The organism is Pseudomonas sp. G1002 (assembly GCF_013385455.1).
GTDB lineage: Bacteria > Pseudomonadota > Gammaproteobacteria > Pseudomonadales > Pseudomonadaceae > Aquipseudomonas.
Window position 1 is genome coordinate 85961 of the sequence record NZ_JACAPY010000011.1, and the last position, 16039, is coordinate 101999.

At 61.6% G+C, this 16039-nt stretch carries 14 protein-coding genes; 6 read left to right on the top strand and 8 right to left on the bottom strand.

Annotated elements, in window-relative coordinates; translation table 11 throughout:
• Nucleotide 1: 1 nt before the first annotated feature.
• The 8 genes from HX801_RS05375 to HX801_RS05410 all read right to left on the bottom strand — a co-directional run bounded on the left by HX801_RS05375 (nt 2) and on the right by HX801_RS05410 (nt 7885).
• A complete protein-coding gene (locus HX801_RS05375) occupies nt 2-976 on the bottom strand; it encodes an ABC transporter permease (protein ID WP_177021728.1) in 975 nt (324 codons plus the stop codon).
• On the bottom strand, nt 973-1965 hold the full coding sequence (locus HX801_RS05380) for an ABC transporter permease (protein WP_102369138.1): 993 nt from the start codon (nt 1963-1965) through the stop codon (nt 973-975). Before HX801_RS05380 ends, HX801_RS05375 begins: the two co-directional genes overlap by 4 nt.
• Entirely contained in the window at nt 1952-3487 is a 1536-nt protein-coding gene (locus HX801_RS05385) for a sugar ABC transporter ATP-binding protein (protein ID WP_177021729.1), read from the bottom strand. The genes HX801_RS05380 and HX801_RS05385 overlap by 14 nt, the downstream gene beginning before the upstream one ends.
• Nucleotides 3487-4473, bottom strand: a complete 987-nt coding sequence (locus HX801_RS05390) for a sugar ABC transporter substrate-binding protein (RefSeq protein WP_177021730.1) — start codon at nt 4471-4473, stop codon at nt 3487-3489. Before HX801_RS05390 ends, HX801_RS05385 begins: the two co-directional genes overlap by 1 nt.
• A gap of 188 nt (nt 4474-4661) precedes the next feature.
• Nucleotides 4662-5072 carry a VOC family protein gene (locus HX801_RS05395; protein ID WP_177021731.1) on the bottom strand — a complete coding sequence of 137 codons (411 nt, stop codon included), beginning with the start codon at nt 5070-5072 and terminating at the stop codon, nt 4662-4664.
• A 16-nt stretch (nt 5073-5088) separates the two neighbouring features.
• The gene (locus HX801_RS05400; RefSeq protein ID WP_177021732.1) at nt 5089-5619 is read right to left on the bottom strand and encodes an ester cyclase; all 531 of its coding nucleotides are present in this window, start codon (nt 5617-5619) and stop codon (nt 5089-5091) included.
• Between the two features lie 34 nt (nt 5620-5653).
• Complete coding sequence (locus HX801_RS05405; RefSeq protein WP_177021733.1) at nt 5654-6670, bottom strand: polysaccharide deacetylase family protein; 1017 nt, start codon at nt 6668-6670, stop codon at nt 5654-5656.
• A 30-nt stretch (nt 6671-6700) separates the two neighbouring features.
• The gene (locus tag HX801_RS05410) at nt 6701-7885 is read right to left on the bottom strand and encodes an MFS transporter (protein ID WP_177009928.1); all 1185 of its coding nucleotides are present in this window, start codon (nt 7883-7885) and stop codon (nt 6701-6703) included.
• 101 nt (nt 7886-7986) lie between these two features.
• Between HX801_RS05410 and HX801_RS05415 the strand changes: the two genes are divergently transcribed.
• The 6 genes from HX801_RS05415 (at nt 7987) to HX801_RS05440 (ending at nt 15882) form a co-directional block, all read left to right on the top strand.
• Nucleotides 7987-8910: a LysR family transcriptional regulator gene (locus HX801_RS05415; RefSeq protein ID WP_177021734.1), complete on the top strand. Its 924-nt coding sequence runs from the start codon at nt 7987-7989 to the stop codon at nt 8908-8910.
• A 32-nt stretch (nt 8911-8942) separates the two neighbouring features.
• A complete protein-coding gene (locus HX801_RS05420; RefSeq protein WP_177021735.1) occupies nt 8943-9329 on the top strand; it encodes a cupin domain-containing protein in 387 nt (128 codons plus the stop codon).
• A 68-nt stretch (nt 9330-9397) separates the two neighbouring features.
• Nucleotides 9398-9808, top strand: a complete 411-nt coding sequence (locus HX801_RS05425) for a DUF3757 domain-containing protein (RefSeq protein ID WP_177021736.1) — start codon at nt 9398-9400, stop codon at nt 9806-9808.
• 225 nt (nt 9809-10033) lie between these two features.
• Complete coding sequence (gene mexE / locus HX801_RS05430) at nt 10034-11275, top strand: multidrug efflux RND transporter periplasmic adaptor subunit MexE (RefSeq protein ID WP_008433857.1); 1242 nt, start codon at nt 10034-10036, stop codon at nt 11273-11275.
• A 15-nt stretch (nt 11276-11290) separates the two neighbouring features.
• Nucleotides 11291-14470, top strand: coding sequence for an efflux RND transporter permease subunit (locus HX801_RS05435; RefSeq protein ID WP_003210869.1), 3180 nt, complete (start codon nt 11291-11293; stop codon nt 14468-14470).
• Nucleotides 14467-15882, top strand: coding sequence for an efflux transporter outer membrane subunit (locus tag HX801_RS05440; protein ID WP_177021737.1), 1416 nt, complete (start codon nt 14467-14469; stop codon nt 15880-15882). The genes HX801_RS05435 and HX801_RS05440 overlap by 4 nt, the downstream gene beginning before the upstream one ends.
• Nucleotides 15883-16039 lie beyond the last annotated feature (157 nt).

The following is a 16039-nucleotide window of genomic DNA, read 5'->3' on the forward strand; positions in this document are numbered from 1 at the left end:
CTCAGGTGTTCTGCGCAATCCTGCGGCTGACAAAACTGAAGGCCAGCACGATAAAAATCAGCACGCCGGTTGCCACCTGCTGCCAGTAGAAGTTCCAGCCGATCAACAGCAAGCCATTGGCGATGACGTTGATGAACAGCACCCCCAGCAACGTGCCCGGAATATTCGCGCGGCCCTGGCGGTTCAATGTGGTGCCGATAAACACCGCACCAATCGCATTCAGCAGGAACGCATTGCCCGACAGCGGCACGTAGGCGCTCACCGTCGAACTGAGCAGGATCCCCGCCACCGCGCACGCCAGCGCCGCCGCCAGCACCGTGGTGGTGACGATGCGCCGCACCGACAACCCCGAGTAATACGCCAGCAGCGGCTGGGTACCCTGGGCCAGCAGTTCGCGCCCCAGGCGTCCACGGGCCAGCAACAGGCCGTAGACCACGGCCAATACCAGCACGATCAACAGCGGCAAGGGCACGCCCAACGGGCTGAAGCTCGCCAGTTCCGGCTTGAAACCCTGGGCGATATAAATTGGCTGGCCGCCGTCCGAGAGCAGTTGCTGGGCACTGGTGCCGATAAACAAGGTGCCGAGGGTGGCCAGGAACGGGCTGATCCGCAGCCCCGCGATCAAGCCGGCATTGAACAGTCCTACCAGCAGCCCGGCGGCCAACGCACCGGCAATCGCCACACCCAGCCCGTGCCCGGCGTTAAGCAACACCACGAAGCTGAAGCTGGCGAAATCCAGCGCGGTGCCTACCGACAGATCGATGCCACCGGCCGCCACCGCATAGGTCATGCCGATCGCAACAATCGCCAGCAGCACGAAGTTATTCAGCACCAGGCTTTTCAGGTTGCCGCCACTGAGAAACCCCGGGGCCTGCCAGGCAAACACCACCACGATGGCCACGAACACCAGCGGCAACGTCAGGGGCAACAGCGAACGCCAGCCGCCATGGGCTTGCAGGATGGATACCTGACTCATGAATGTTCTCCCCGGTTCAATGCGCTGGAAGCGGCGACCACCAGCAGAATCAGCACGCCCTGGACACCGTTGACCCAGAAGCTCGATACGTTGAGCAACTGAAACCCGTTGATCAAAAAGCCGATCAACAGCGTCGCGAGCAAGGTGCCGGGGATGCTTGCCACCAGTCGCCGGGAAAACACCACGCCAAGAAAGGCTATGGCGACCACCGACAACAGCATGTCACCGGAGCCGGTGGTGCTGCCGCTGAAAAATGCCGCTGAACACAACGCCGCCACCGCGGCACACAGCCCAGACAGCAAATAACTGGAGAGTACGTAAGCCGGCACTCGAATCCCGGCGGCCTCGGCGGCGTGCGGGTACTCGCCGACGGCATGCAGGCGCAGCCCATAGGCGGTGTGCTGGATCAGCAGCGTCAACACAAAGGCCGTCACCAGCAACACCCAGGCGAGTGCCGGCACGCCCAGCCAGGTCCCGCCACTGAGCAGGTCGAGCAACGGTGAGTCAGTCGAGACCACGGTGTTTTCGGTGAGGACCAGCTCCAGCCCGGCCAGTACATTCATGCTTGCCAGCGTTGCGAGCAACGGTGGCAAGCGCAGCACCACCACGGCCAGGCCATTGAGCAGGCCCACCGCCAGGCCGCAACCCAAGGTCAGCAGCAGGCTTGCCCACAGGTCGAGGCCTGCGTTGTTGAGTCGACTGAACACGGCCGCACACAAGCCCAAATTGGCTGCCAGCGACAGATCAAGCCCGCCGGCCACCACGTTGGAGCCGCCGCCGATAATCACGCAGGTCAGGCCGAAGGCAAGTACGCCGAGGATCGCCGACTGGCTGAACACATTCGCGATATTGCCGACTGAAAAGAAGTTCGGCGCGGCGACGGCAAAGCCCAGCAAAATCGCGAGGAATACGCCCACCGAGCCGCGCCGCAACAGCAGTACCCATAACCGTTGGGACAAGCCAGGAGTAGCAGCTTCAAGCAGGGACATGCACCACCTCCTGTTTCACCTGCACAGCCACTGTGGACTGCACCGCACCCGTGGCACACGCCAACAGTTGATCACTGTCCGCCTCACCGGCATGGAACTCCCCGGCTATTTCACCGCGATGCAACACCAGGATGCGGTCGCAGATCCCCAGCAGCTCAGGCAAATCCGAAGACAGCACCAGCACCGCTGCGCCCTCTTCCACCAGCCGCCCGATCACGCGATAAATCTCGACCTTGGCGCCGACGTCCACACCTACGCACGGTTCGTCCAACAGGTACACCGCCGAGCGCCGGCTCAGCCATTTGCCCAGGGCGACTTTCTGCTGGTTGCCGCCGCTGAGCTGGCTGACGGCAGCCTGCGGGCCCGGCGTCTTGATCGCCAACTCGTCGATCAGCCGCAGGCTTTCGGCCTGCTCCTTACGCTGGCTCAGTAACCCCCAGCGACTGAAACGCCCAAGCCCGGCGAGCGTGAGGTTTTCCAGCACCGACAGCAGCGGTGAAATCCCCTGGCTGCGGCGTTCTTCCGGCACCAGTGCAATCCCTTGGGCAATGGCTTCTCCGGGTGAACGCAGGCGCAACAAACGCCCCTCCAGATGAATGCTGCCGCTGTCGGCGCGCACCACACCGAACAGGGTCTTGAGCAGGTCCTTGGCGCCCGACCCGACCAGCCCGGTGAGGCCGACGATCTCGCCCCGACGCAATTCCAGGTCGATCTGCCGGTAGCGCCGGGCCAGGCTCAGCCCGCGCACCTGCAGCAATGGTTCGCCGCGCTCCACCTGCGCCTTGGGGTACATCTCCTGGACCTCGCGGTTGACCATCAACCGCGCAATCTGCGCGCTGGTGGTGTGCCGTGGCTCTACCACGGCCACATCTCGACCATTGCGCAACACCGTCACTTCATCGCACAGGCTGTCGATTTCCTGCAGGTAATGGGAGATGTAGAGAATCGACAAACCCTGGTCCCGCAGGCGCTTGACGATCCGCAGCAACTGGTCGACTTCGCGCTTGACCAGCGCCACGCTGGGCTCGTCGAACACCAGGATCTTCGGCTGGCGAATCAACGCCCGGGTGATTTGCAGCACCTGGCGCTCGGCGCTGTTCAGCTCGCCCACCAGTGCCCCGGCCGGCAGTTGCAGCTCAAAATATTCCGCCAGCAAGCGCTCGGCCTCGCGCTGCTGCCGGCGCCGGTCGACAAACGGACCACGGCGTAATTCATGGCCGAAAAACAACGCCTCGCCCACGGTAAAACTCGCCGGCAACAGCCGCTCCTGATGGATGAACTGCACGCCCAGCGCGTCCACCTGGCGCGGCGACAGTGCGGAGTACACCTGGCCGTCAATGCTCACCTGCCCCGAGTCCGCTTTGTGGATCCCCGCCAGGACCTTGATCAAGGTCGACTTGCCGGCACCGTTCTCGCCCACCAGGCCGTGAATGGTGCCGCGCTCGACCTTCAGGCTCGCATCATCCAGCGCCAGGGTGGCGCCGAAGCGTTTGCGCAGGTGCTGCAAGTGCAACGCGGCCATCAATCACCCCGCAGTTGCTGGACCTGCGCCAGGTTGGCGGCGGTGGTCAGCAGCGTCGGCACGTGGGTTTCCTTGGGCAGGTCACGCTGCCCGGCCAGGTAGCGGGCCACGTTCTGCACAGCAGTCTTGCCGATCAGCGCCGGTTGCTGGGCGACTACCGCGCCCACCGGCGAATTGGCCTGGCCGAGCAGCTCCAGTACCTCCGGCGTACCGTCCACGCCGTAGGTCTTGATCTCGGTGCGCTTGGCGTCGATCAACGCCTTGCTTGCCCCCAGTTGCGGAATGTCCCACGCCGCCCAGATCGCCGAGACACTGCCGGCCGGGTACTTGTTGAGCAACGCGGACACCTGGGAATAGGCATCCTGCACGGTGTTGGGGATCACATCCCGCAGCTGCGGCTCGATGATTTCCAGCTGCGGGTGATCCTTGAGCGCCAGCTTCAACTGGTCGTAGCGAATCGCGCACACCGGCACGCCGTAGAAGCCGTTGAACACCAGGATCTTGCCCTTGCCGCCGGCATCCTTGATCAACTGATCGGCCAGGGCCTTGCCGGTGGCGACGTTATCCGAGGTGGTGTTGTTGAGGCTGTACTGCGACGGCGCGTCGATGGTGAACAGCGGGATGCCGGCCTTGCTGATGCGCTTGAGCCACGGGTCGATCACGCTCAGGGTGCCGAGGGTCTGGATCACCGCATCGGGTTTCTGGGTGACCACGGTTTGCAGTTGGGTCACCAGGTTCTTGTCATTGCGCCCTGCATCCAGGGTGATCGGCGTGCCGCCGAGGCGCTTGATCTCATCGACCTGGGCCTGGAAGGCCTTGATATCGAAGTAGTGACTGGTGCCGGTCATGCTCACGGCAATGCGCTTGCCGGCCAGGGACGGCACCGCGTCATCGCCCTCGGCGGCCTGGGACACGGCGGCGTGGCCCAGCAACAACGCTGCGCCGAGCAAGATGTAACGTGAACGCGAGAAAAAGGTGCAAGGCATACAGGGCTCCGCTGAGCAACGGGTGAAAGGGTTCACCTGTGTGCATTGCAGAGCCCATGCCATAAATTATTTCGAATAAAATCAAGCAGATGAAAACATTGGATGACGTTGCGCTGTCCCGCCCAAACCACAACTGTCCGACTGCTGTTGCCCAGCCAACAGTTGGCCGGGAAATCCGGCCAGCCACCTCAGGCCGCCGGGTAAGCAAAGATCAGCTCGACCCTGATCCCGTTGGGGTCTTCGACAAACAATTGGTGCTCGAACAGCTCCGGCACCACCCGCTCGGTAAAAGGCAGCCCTAGCGTGTGCAGGCGTTGCCGGTGAGTTTCAAGGTCATTGCAGCGCAATGCAATGTGATCGAGCGCACTTGAGCCGTCGCCGGCAGCACGCACCCCAAGATACGTTTCAAGCTGCGCGGCGCTGCCCTGCAGGCTGGCGATATGCAGCAGCGGGCGACCTGCTGAATAAAGCCAACTGCCCGGAAAAGGAAACGCCGGGCGCCAGCCCTCCTCCAGGCCGAGGGCGTCACGATAGAAACTCACCGTCGCGTCGACATGCTCCGTGCGGAGCGTGAAGTGATCAAGGTAGTGAACGGTCATGTGCAGAGCCCTCCCGTCAGAGCGCACCCAACTGCTTCATCAGCGTCAGGTTGTCTTCGATGTGCCAGTTGGCGACGATCTTGCCCTTGCCGATCTGGTAAATGTCGGTGGCAATAAAGTCTACGACCTGCCCAGTGCCCTTGATCTGACCAAAGGAACCGGTGAAGTGCCCGCGAAAATGCAAATGTGCCACCACGCGGTCGCCGGCAATGATCATTTGCTCTACTTCACAGCTCAGGTCCGGCACCGCGCCGCGAAACGCACGGGAGGCCAGCAGCGGTCCCTCCGGCCCTTGTTTGCGCCCGGCGGGCGGTGTTTTATCGATGAAGTTGAGCGCCAGCGCTTCACGGGCCAGGCTCTCGTCACCGGTATTCCAGAAAGTGTCGTAACGCCGGGCGACAGTTTCCATGATCTTCAGTTGCGCGGCGGTCAGGCTCTTGTCCACCACCAGGACACCCGGCGTCACCAGTTCGGTGGTGGCAAACGCCACGCCGGAGAGGGTCAGGGCCAGGAATCCGGCGGCGATAAGGGGAATGGAACGTTGCATACGGGCACATCCTTTAAAGGCGAAGAGAACGAACTCAGATGGTTTCGCTTTCCCTGAGGCTGAGGGGGCTTTTCAAGGTGTATTGAGCGATGGCGTCCTTGCGCATGAACGCCACGCCGGGATGGCTGTTGGCGTACCGCAGAAACTCGTCCCAGACCCTGACCATTTGCGGCGTACCGCTGATGCGATCGTGGGCACTGATCGCCATCATGCGGCGTCGGCTTCCGGCTTCCAGGTAGAGCTGGTCGAACTCCAGCTTGACCTGTTGAAGGAATTTCGAGGGCGAGTAATTGCGCCCCTCAATCAACACGATGTCGTTGTTGCGCAGGGTATACGGGACCACGACAAAGTCCTTGCCATTGACCTGCTCGATAAACGGCTCATCGCGACTCACATCATCAATGTGATAGACGTAGCCCAGCTCCTGCAACAACGACAAGGTATTGGGCCCGCGCCGCAGCCAGTTGCAGTTGTAGCCGGTGACCGGCTGACCGGTGACGTCCTGCAACATGCTCGCGGCCTGGCGCAGGAAAGTGCGCTCTTCATCCCGGCTCATGGCAAATTGCGAGCTCCAGTGCGGGCCATGCCCCGAGGCTTCGTGCCCACGGGCGACGATCTCCCGGGCCAGCGCTGGGTTGCGCTTTACGGCGTCGCCGATCATGTGGCAGGTGACTTTCACCCCATGCCGGTCCCAGAGATCAAGCATCCGCGGAATACCTTCACGGTAGCCATAGGCAAACCAGGTATTGGTGGCCACATCCTCCGGAACACTGTCGGGAAAATCCACGTGGGGAAACGGACTGTCAGTGCCCTTGAGCGGTTGGCCGCCTGCCTCGAATTGCATGGAAATGGACACCACCAGCCGGGTGTCCCCTGGCCAGAAACGCCCGATTGCCTTGCCGGCAGTCGCCGCGGGGGCAGCGTTGCCCGGCCCTGTCACCGCAGCTTTGGCAGCGGCCGGGCCGAGCAGCGATCCTGCGGCCAGAACAGCAGCACCTGCGCCGGCCTGGGCGAGGAAAGTACGACGATGCGGGTTATCGGTTTTGTCCATGTTGGTTCACCTCATACTGAATTCAGGGGATCAGGCAATCGCTGCAGGCCGGGTGGCTTTACCCGCGCCTTCCTGGGAAACAATGAACAGCACACCGAGCAATGGAATCGCCGCAGCCGCAAACGGAATCGCCGCCGCGCCCCAGTGGCTGTCCACCACGATGCCGCCGATGATGCCGCCCAGGGCGTTGGCCAGGTTGAAGGCCGAGATATTCGCCGTGGCAGCCAGCTCCGGGGCCTTGCCGCCGTGCTTCATCACGCGCATTTGCATGGATGGCACGTTGGCGAACGAGGCGATACCGAAGAGGAACGCGGTCACCAGGAACGGCCACTTGTAGGGCGCCACAAGGCCTGCGGCGATCAGTGTCACGATCATCGCCGCCGGCCAGAACATCAGCGAAAAGCGCAAGTTGGCGTCTGCGGTACGCGCCCCGAGACTGTTGCCGACTACCAGGCCAATGCCGACCACGACCAGCACAGCGGTCAGCATCGTCGAATCAAACCCGGCCACCTGTTCGGCGATCGGCGCGATATAGCCATAAAAGGCCATGAACCCGGCCCAGCCGAGCACCGTGAACATCAGACTGGCCAGCAGGTTGCGGTTACGGAACACCGCCAACTGGTTGATCAACGACACTGACTGCTCGGTGCCCTGGCGCTTGATCGACACAATGATTGCCAGCAACGCGAGCACGCCCAACGCGGCGACTATCAGGAATGCGGTGCTCCAGCCATATTGATTGCCAATCCACGAGCCGGCGGGAACGCCCAGCACGTTGGCCAACGTCAGCCCGGCAAACATCTGGCCGACGGCGCGGCCTTCCATGCCGCTGGCCACCAGGCGCGTCGCGACCACCGCGCCGATCCCGTAGAACGGCCCCTGGGTCAGCCCGGCAATCGCCCGGCTGACCAGCAACACGCTGTAGTCGCTGCTGAGGGCAGTCATTACGTTGGCGCCGACGAACACCGCCATCAACAACCACAGCACCGTGCGTTTTTCGTAGCGCGAGAGCCAGATGGTCAGCACCGGGCCTCCGACCACGATGGCCAGCGCGTAGGCGGTAATCAGGCTGCCAGCCTGCCCTTCGCTGATGTTCAAGCTGTGGGAGACCTGGGTCAGTAATCCGGCAATCACGAACTCGGCGGTGCCGATGGCGAAAGCCGCCAGGGTCAGCACCCAGACCTGGATGGGCATTTTCGAAGAATTGGATGACATGTCAGTCACTCCGATGGTTAACGATGGATGCAAAACTAGTTCTTTTGGCTTAACTTGATAATTGAGTCGAAATCAAAAACCACTTTCGGAAATACCGAACAATGCTGCTGAAGAACCTTGAGTTGTTTTTGCTGATTGTGGAAAAAGGCGGGTTGTCGGCAGCGGGTAGAGAGCTGGGACTGTCACCCGCCTCTGTCTCGGAAAGGCTCGCGCAGTTGGAGGGTTTCTATGGCGCCAGCCTGCTCAACCGCACCACCCGGGCGATCAACCTGACGGACGAAGGCCGCTTGCTGGTGGAAGGCGCCCGCCGCTTGCTGGCAGAGGCCAACGAGCTGCACAGCAGCATTCGCCATGGCACCCACACCCTGTCCGGGCCGATTCGCCTCAGCGCCCCGGAAGACCTCGGGCGCCAATACATCGAACCGATCCTTGCCGCATTCATGCTGGAGTATCCCGAGATCAGCATTGACCTGAACCTGAGCGACGGCTACGCCGATCCGGTGAGCCAGGGCATCGATTTCGCGGTGCGCTACGGCGAACTGGCGGACAGCACCCTGCATGCCAGGCCGATTGGCGAAAACCGTCGCGTGCTGTGTGCGTCACCCCACTATCTGGCGCTCAATGGTACGCCCCGACACCCCGAGGAGCTGGCGCGCCACGAGTGCCTGGTGATGCGCTTCGGCATCAATATTTCGCGGGAATGGACCTTCAAGCGGCACGGGCACGCCCATCGGGTGCTGGTCCAGGGCCGGCGGGTGGCGAACGACGGTGCGCTGGTACGCCAGTGGTGCCTGGCGGGCCATGGCATTTGCCTGAAATCGGTGTGGGACGTGCGCGCCGACCTTGAGGCCGGGCGATTGGTCGAGCTGCTGGCTGACTATGATTTGGGCAGTACCGCGCTGAACATCGTCTATCCGCCGACACGGGTTCAACCGCGCCGGGTCAGGGTGTTGATCGAGCGGATAGTGGATGAGCTGTCACTGCACGATCATTCAATATCCGGCCGGCCGTTAGGCCTAACTTAAGGCTCCAATGTCCTGAAACCCTGGAACCTACAATGCCCGCCTCCCACACTTCGACGAATTACGCCTCGATCAACTTCGCCCAGAAATACGCCCTGTTCAGCGAGCAATGGGCGCCCAAGGTCGTCGCGCTGATGAACGACTACCAGTTCAAGGTGGTGAAGATTGAAGGTGACTTCATCTGGCACGACCATGCCGACACCGATGAAACCTTTATCGTCCTCGAAGGCACCCTGCGCATCGACTTCCGCGACGGCGCGGTGACCATCGGCCAAGGGGAAATGTACGTGGTGCCCAAGGGCGTCGAGCACAAGCCGCACGCATTGGGTGAGGTGAAGTTGCTGTTGATCGAACCCTGCGGCGTGCTGAACACCGGCAGCGAGGGTGGCGAGCGCACGGCAATCAACGACGTGTGGATTTAGCACCTTCCGGCGTTGCCTGTTTGGGCTAGTCTTTACCTCACAGTTACTCCAGACCAGGAGCACGCGTGATGAACAGGCAGCTCAGGAAAACCTCAGCCCTCGTGATTACCCTGATGGCGTTGATGGGCAACGTCTACGCTGGCACTGGTGCCTGCCCGCCCACCCATGCCCTTAAAGACGCGTTCAAAAAGACGCCGACCGGGGAAGTGGTCGCCTACACTGCGTCCGGCCCGGACGGTCGGCAATGGACTGGGCAAAACCCGATGACAGAGCAGAAGGACCTGCACCAGGTCCACTTTGAAAAGGCGGTGATCCAAAGCAGCCAGGGCCAGTCATCTGTGGCATGCCACTACCTGGATCAGAACCATGAACCGGTAAGCATGACCCTGAAAAACCAGCTCAATGCCAGGCCTCTGGGCAGCGCATGGTCAGGCAACGAATGCACGGCAACCAACCCGGCGCTCTGTACATTTGAATAGCAGACACGCCCGACAATTTATGCGGCGCGCTGTTCCTTGCATCTTGCGCAACAGTCCTTTGTCATCAACAGCATTGATAGCTTCCTAACGAAAGCCCCATGCTAGAGGGCTCGCTTTACGCTTATATCATTCCGAATGATAGTTACCTTTGTTTCATTCGATTCGTGAGATAGCACCCTGCCGAGCATGATCCGCCCATCTTAAATACATTGGCGGATGCACCTCATGGAACAGTCACTCAAACATTTGCGCTATCCCTTGGCCATTTTGGCCGTGATGGTGATGAGCGCCTGCGGCAAAGCGCCCGAACAGGCAGCCGCCATGCCACCAAGCCACGTCAGCGTGGCCAAGGTGCTGGAACAACCGGTCAATGAGTGGGACGAATTCACCGGCCGGCTCGAAGCGCCGGAAACCGTGCAGATCCGTCCGCGCGTGTCGGGCCAGATTGATCAGGTCGCCTTCACCGAAGGTGCCTTGGTCAAGAAGGGCGACCTGTTGTTCCAGATCGACCCACGCCCATTCCAGGCTGAGGTGCGCCGCCTCGAAGCACAACTCGCACAAACCAAGGCCGCCGCCACCCGCAGCGATAACGAAGCCCAGCGCGGCGAACGCCTGCGCCAGAGCAATGCGATCTCCGCCGAGCTGGCCGACTCGCGCACCACCGCCGCCCAGGAAGCCCATGCGACTGTCGCCGGCATCCAGGCGCAGTTGGACCTGGCCAAGCTGAACCTGAGCTTCACCCGTGTCAGCTCGCCCATCAGCGGCCGCGTCAGCCGTGCCGAGATCACCGCCGGCAACCTGGTGACCGCCGATGTCACCGCGCTGACCAGCGTGGTGTCCACCGACAAGGTCTACGCCTACTTCGACGCCGATGAACGTGTGTACCTCAAGTACACCGAACTCGCGCGCCAGGGTCGCCGTGGCGCGACTACCCCGGTGTACCTGGGCCTGTCCAATGAAGACGGCAACCCGCACCTGGGCCAGATGAACTTCGTCGACAACCAGGTCAACCCGGCCACCGGCACCATTCGTGGTCGCGCCGTGTTTGATAACAGCAAGGGCGAATACACCCCAGGCCTGTATGCGCGCCTGAAGCTGGTAGGCAGTGGCACCTACTCCGCCGTGCTGATCAGCGACGAAGCCGTGGGCACCGACCTGGGCAAGAAGTTCGTACTGGTGATGGACGGCGACAAGCCTGCCTACCGCGCGGTGGAGCTGGGTCCGAAGATCGAAGGTTTGCGCATCGTGCGCAGCGGCCTGACCAAGGACGACACGATCATCGTCAAGGGTTTGCAGCGCGTTCGCCCGGGGTCGCCGGTTGCACCGGAAACCATCCCGATGGCCAGCAAGGAAACCCTCGCCGCCTTGGCACAACAACGACAAGCGCTTGAAGCCAGCAACCTGGAGCAAGTGGCGCCGGATAAAGCCGCGCCCAAGCTCGCAAGTACAGCGACTCCACGCGGTTAAGGGATACGACTCAAGATGAATTTTTCCAAGTTCTTCATTTCGCGGCCGATCTTCGCAGCGGTGCTGTCGCTGTTGATCCTGATCGCCGGCGCGATTTCACTGTTCCAGCTGCCGATCAGTGAATACCCGGAAGTGGTGCCGCCGACCGTCGTGGTCCGTGCCAACTTCCCGGGCGCCAACCCCAAGGTCATCGGTGAAACCGTGGCCGCGCCTCTGGAGCAAGCCATCACCGGCGTCGAGAACATGCTGTACATGTCCTCGCAGTCAACCGCCGACGGCAAGCTGACCCTGACCATCACCTTCGCCCTGGGCACCGACCTGGATAACGCGCAGGTACAGGTGCAGAACCGGGTAACCCGGACTCAGCCCAAACTGCCCGAGGAAGTGACGCGCATCGGTATTACCGTGGACAAGGCCTCTCCCGACCTGACCATGGTGGTGCACATCACCTCCCCCGACCAGCGCTACAACATGCTCTACCTGTCCAACTACGCGATCCTCAATATCAAGGATGAGCTGGCACGGCTGGGCGGCGTGGGTGATGTGCAGCTGTTCGGCATGGGCGATTACTCCCTGCGTGTGTGGCTGGACCCGAACAAGACCGCCTCGCGCAACCTGACCGCCACCGACGTGGTCACGGCCATTCGCGAACAGAACCGCCAGGTGGCGGCCGGTGCCTTGGGCGCGCAACCTGCGCCAAATGACACCAGCTTCCAGCTGTCGGTCAACACCCAGGGCCGACTGGTCACTGAGGAAGAGTTCGAGAATATCGTCATCCGTGCCGGCGCCAACGGCGAAATCACGCGTTTGAAGGACATTGCACGGGTTGAGCTGGGTTCCAGCCAGTACGCCCTGCGCTCGTTGATCGACAACCAGCCGGCCGTGGCGATCCCGATCTTCCAGCGCCCGGGCTCCAACGCAATCGACATCTCCAATGAAGTGCGCGCCAAGATGGCGGAGCTGAAACAGAGCTTCCCGGAGGGCATGGATTACCGCATCGCCTATGACCCTACCGTCTTCGTACGTGGCTCCATCGAGGCCGTGGTTCACACCCTGTTCGAAGCACTGATCCTGGTGGTGCTGGTGGTGATCCTGTTCCTGCAGACCTGGCGTGCGTCGATCATTCCATTGGTGGCGGTGCCGGTATCGTTGATCGGTACCTTTGCGGTGATGCACCTGTTTGGCTTCTCGCTCAACGCGCTGTCGCTGTTCGGGCTGGTGTTGGCGATCGGTATCGTGGTGGACGACGCCATCGTGGTGGTGGAGAACGTCGAACGGAACATCGAATTGGGCCTGGAACCGTTCCCGGCCACTGAAAAGGCCATGAGCGAAGTAACCGGCCCGATCATCGCGACCGCGTTGGTACTGTGTGCGGTGTTCATTCCAGCGGCATTTATCAGCGGCTTGACCGGCCAGTTCTACAAGCAGTTCGCCTTGACCATTGCGATCTCGACCGTGATCTCGGCGTTCAACTCGCTGACCCTGTCGCCCGCACTGGCAGCGGTATTGCTCAAAGGCCACAACGCTCCGAAAGACGGGTTCTCCAGGTTCCTCGACAGGATGCTGGGCGGCTGGTTGTTCAAACCGTTCAACCGCTTCTTCGACAAGGCCAGCCATGGTTACGTCGGCACGGTACGCCGGGTGATCCGCGGCAGTGGTATCGCGCTGTTCCTGTACGCCGGCCTGATGGTCCTGACCTGGATGGGCTTTGCCCACACGCCGACCGGTTTCGTACCGGCCCAGGACAAGCAATACCTGGTGGCCTTCGCGCAATTGCCGGACGCCGCGAGCCTGGACCGTACCGAAGACGTGATCAAGCGCATGTCCGACATTGCGATGAAACAGCCCGGCGTGGAAAGCGCGATTGCCTTCCCCGGCTTGTCGATCAACGGTTTTACCAACAGCCCGAACAACGGCATCGTGTTCGTGACCTTGAAGCCGTTCGATGAGCGTAAAGACCCGAGCCTGTCTGCCGGTGCGATTGCCGGTGCACTGAACGGCAAGTACAGCAGCATCCAGGAAGCCTACATGGCGATCTTCCCACCGCCGCCGGTACAGGGCCTGGGTACGATCGGCGGGTTCCGCCTGCAGGTCGAAGACCGTGGCAACCTGGGTTACGACGAGCTGTACAAAGAAGTGCAGAACATCATTACCAAGAGCCGTGGCGTACCTGAGTTGTTCGGCCTGTTCACCAGCTACACGGTCAACGTGCCCCAGGTCGATGCTGCCATCGACCGCGAAAAGGCCAAGACCCATGGCGTGGCGATCAGCGACATCTTCGACACCCTGCAGATCTACCTGGGCTCGTTGTATGCCAACGACTTCAACCGCTTCGGGCGCACCTATCAGGTCAACGTGCAGGCTGAGCAACAGTTCCGCCAGGATGAAGACCAGATCGGCCAGCTGAAAGTGCGCAACAACAAAGGCGAGATGATTCCCCTGGCGACCTTCATCAAGGTCAGCGACACCTCGGGCCCGGACCGCGTGATGCACTACAACGGCTTCATCACCGCCGAGATCAACGGCAACGCCGCACCGGGCTACAGCTCCGGCCAGGCCCAGGCGGCGATCGAGAAACTGTTGAAAGACGAACTGCCCAACGGCATGACCTACGAGTGGACCGACCTGACCTATCAGCAAATCCTCTCGGGCAACACTGCGCTGTTCGTGTTCCCGCTCTGCGTACTGCTGGCGTTCCTGGTACTGGCCGCCCAATACGAAAGCTGGAGCCTGCCACTGGCGGTGATCCTGATCGTACCGATGACCCTGTTGTCGGCCATCACCGGGGTGATTATCTCTGGCGGCGACAACAACATCTTTACCCAGATCGGCCTGATCGTCCTGGTGGGCCTGGCCTGTAAGAACGCGATTCTGATCGTCGAGTTCGCCAAGGATAAACAGCAGGAAGGCCTCGATCCGCTCGCTGCGGTACTGGAAGCCTGCCGTCTGCGTCTGCGGCCGATCCTGATGACCTCGTTCGCCTTCATCATGGGTGTAGTGCCTCTGGTGATGTCCAGCGGTGCCGGTGCCGAGATGCGCCATGCCATGGGTGTGGCGGTGTTCTCCGGGATGATCGGCGTGACCTTCTTCGGTCTGCTGCTGACGCCAGTGTTCTATGTACTGATCCGCCGGTTTGTTGAACGCGGTGAAGCGCGCAAAGCGGCCAAGGCCTTGAAGCTGGAGACACAGCAATGAGCGTGAAAGTATTTTTGCCGAGCTTGCTGGTACTGGCGCTGAGCGCCTGTGCCGTGGGCCCGGACTATAAAACCCAGCCACTGGAGGCGGCCAACGTAACGGCCGCCGCCGATGCCAAGCAGTACGACCACGCGAAGTTCGAAGGCATCTGGTGGCAACAGTTCGAGGACCCGACCCTTAACCAGTTGGTGACTCAGTCCCTGAACGGTAACCGTGACCTGCGGGTGGCATTTGCCCGCCTGCGGGCAGCCCGGGCGATTCGTGACGACGCTGCCAATGACGTGATGCCGGTGATCACCAGCCGTGTCAGCAGCGATGTGGGCAAAGGCCAGATTCCGGGCCAGACCACCAAACGCGTCAACAGTGAGCGTTATGACCTGGGCCTGGACATGGCCTGGGAAGTCGACTTGTTCGGCCGCATCCGCCGCAACCTGGAGGCCAGCGACGCTGACCAACAGGTTGCCGAAGCTGACTTGTATCAGCTGCAAGTGACGATGATTGCCGAGCTGGTGGACGCTTACGGTCAACTGCGGGGCGCGCAACTGCGCGAAAAAATCGCGGTGGCCAACCTGAAGAACCAGGAGGATTCGCGCGGTATCACCGTCAGCCTGCGGGACGCCGGTGTGGGCGATCAACTCGATGTGGTACGGGCCGATGCGCGTCTGGCGGCTGTAGAAGCCAGTGTGCCGCAGCTGCAGGCCGAGGAAGTTCGCGAGCGTAATCGTATCGCTACCCTGCTCGGTGAGCGGCCGGACAAGTTGAGCGTGGATTTGAGCCCGAAAGATTTGCCGGCGATTGCCAAGGCGTTGCCGATTGGTGATCCGGGGCAACTGCTGCAACGTCGTCCGGACATTCTCAGTGCCGAGCGTAAGTTGGCAGCCGCCACGGCGCGGATTGGGGTGGCCAAGGCTGATCTGTTTCCGCGGGTGAGCCTCAGTGGGTTCCTCGGGTTTACCGCTGGGCGGGGTTCGCAGATTGGGTCGGCGGCTGCTAATGCCTGGTCGCTGGGTCCGAGCATTACCTGGGCGGCGTTTGACCTGGGCAGTGTGCGGGCAAGGTTGCGTGGTGCGGATGCCGAAGCGGATGGCGCCCTGGCGACTTATGAGCAGCAGGTGCTGTTGGCGCTGGAAGAATCGGAGAATGCCTTCAGTGATTACGGCAAACGCCAGCAGCGGTTGGTCTCGCTGATTCGTCAGAGTGAGTCGAGCCGGGCTGCTGCGGATCTGGCGGAGATTCGTTACCGCGAAGGGACGGTGGACTTCCTGGTGTTGCTGGACGCGCAGCGTGAGCGTTTGGCCGCCGAGGACTCCCAGGCTCAGGCCGAGGTGGATCTGTATCGCGGGATTGTGGCGATCTACAAGGCGTTGGGCGGTGGGTGGCAGCCGAGTACCACGATTGCCAGTGCCAAGTGATTTGACTTAAAGAGCTCCTTTGGTTGGTCGCATCCAGCCAATTTTTAGCCCCGTGCCGTCATTCGGTCGCGGGGCTTTTTTTTGCTCGCTTGTGGTGTGTGCATATCCGTTATTTCGGTCAGGGCTGCTATTGGCTCCGCTCTTACAGCGGCTCACT

Coding starts and splice junctions, on each gene's coding strand:
- HX801_RS05440 (WP_177021737.1), top strand. CDS start 14,467: ATGAGCGTGAAAGTATTTTTGCCGAGCTTGCTGGTACTGGCGCTGAGC.
- mexE (WP_008433857.1), top strand. CDS start 10,034: ATGGAACAGTCACTCAAACATTTGCGCTATCCCTTGGCCATTTTGGCC.
- HX801_RS05405 (WP_177021733.1), bottom strand. CDS start 6,670: ATGGACAAAACCGATAACCCGCATCGTCGTACTTTCCTCGCCCAGGCC.
- HX801_RS05410 (WP_177009928.1), bottom strand. CDS start 7,885: ATGTCATCCAATTCTTCGAAAATGCCCATCCAGGTCTGGGTGCTGACC.
- HX801_RS05415 (WP_177021734.1), top strand. CDS start 7,987: ATGCTGCTGAAGAACCTTGAGTTGTTTTTGCTGATTGTGGAAAAAGGC.
- HX801_RS05380 (WP_102369138.1), bottom strand. CDS start 1,965: ATGTCCCTGCTTGAAGCTGCTACTCCTGGCTTGTCCCAACGGTTATGG.
- HX801_RS05425 (WP_177021736.1), top strand. CDS start 9,398: ATGAACAGGCAGCTCAGGAAAACCTCAGCCCTCGTGATTACCCTGATG.
- HX801_RS05400 (WP_177021732.1), bottom strand. CDS start 5,619: ATGCAACGTTCCATTCCCCTTATCGCCGCCGGATTCCTGGCCCTGACC.
- HX801_RS05385 (WP_177021729.1), bottom strand. CDS start 3,487: ATGGCCGCGTTGCACTTGCAGCACCTGCGCAAACGCTTCGGCGCCACC.
- HX801_RS05420 (WP_177021735.1), top strand. CDS start 8,943: ATGCCCGCCTCCCACACTTCGACGAATTACGCCTCGATCAACTTCGCC.
- HX801_RS05395 (WP_177021731.1), bottom strand. CDS start 5,072: ATGACCGTTCACTACCTTGATCACTTCACGCTCCGCACGGAGCATGTC.
- HX801_RS05390 (WP_177021730.1), bottom strand. CDS start 4,473: ATGCCTTGCACCTTTTTCTCGCGTTCACGTTACATCTTGCTCGGCGCA.
- HX801_RS05435 (WP_003210869.1), top strand. CDS start 11,291: ATGAATTTTTCCAAGTTCTTCATTTCGCGGCCGATCTTCGCAGCGGTG.
- HX801_RS05375 (WP_177021728.1), bottom strand. CDS start 976: ATGAGTCAGGTATCCATCCTGCAAGCCCATGGCGGCTGGCGTTCGCTG.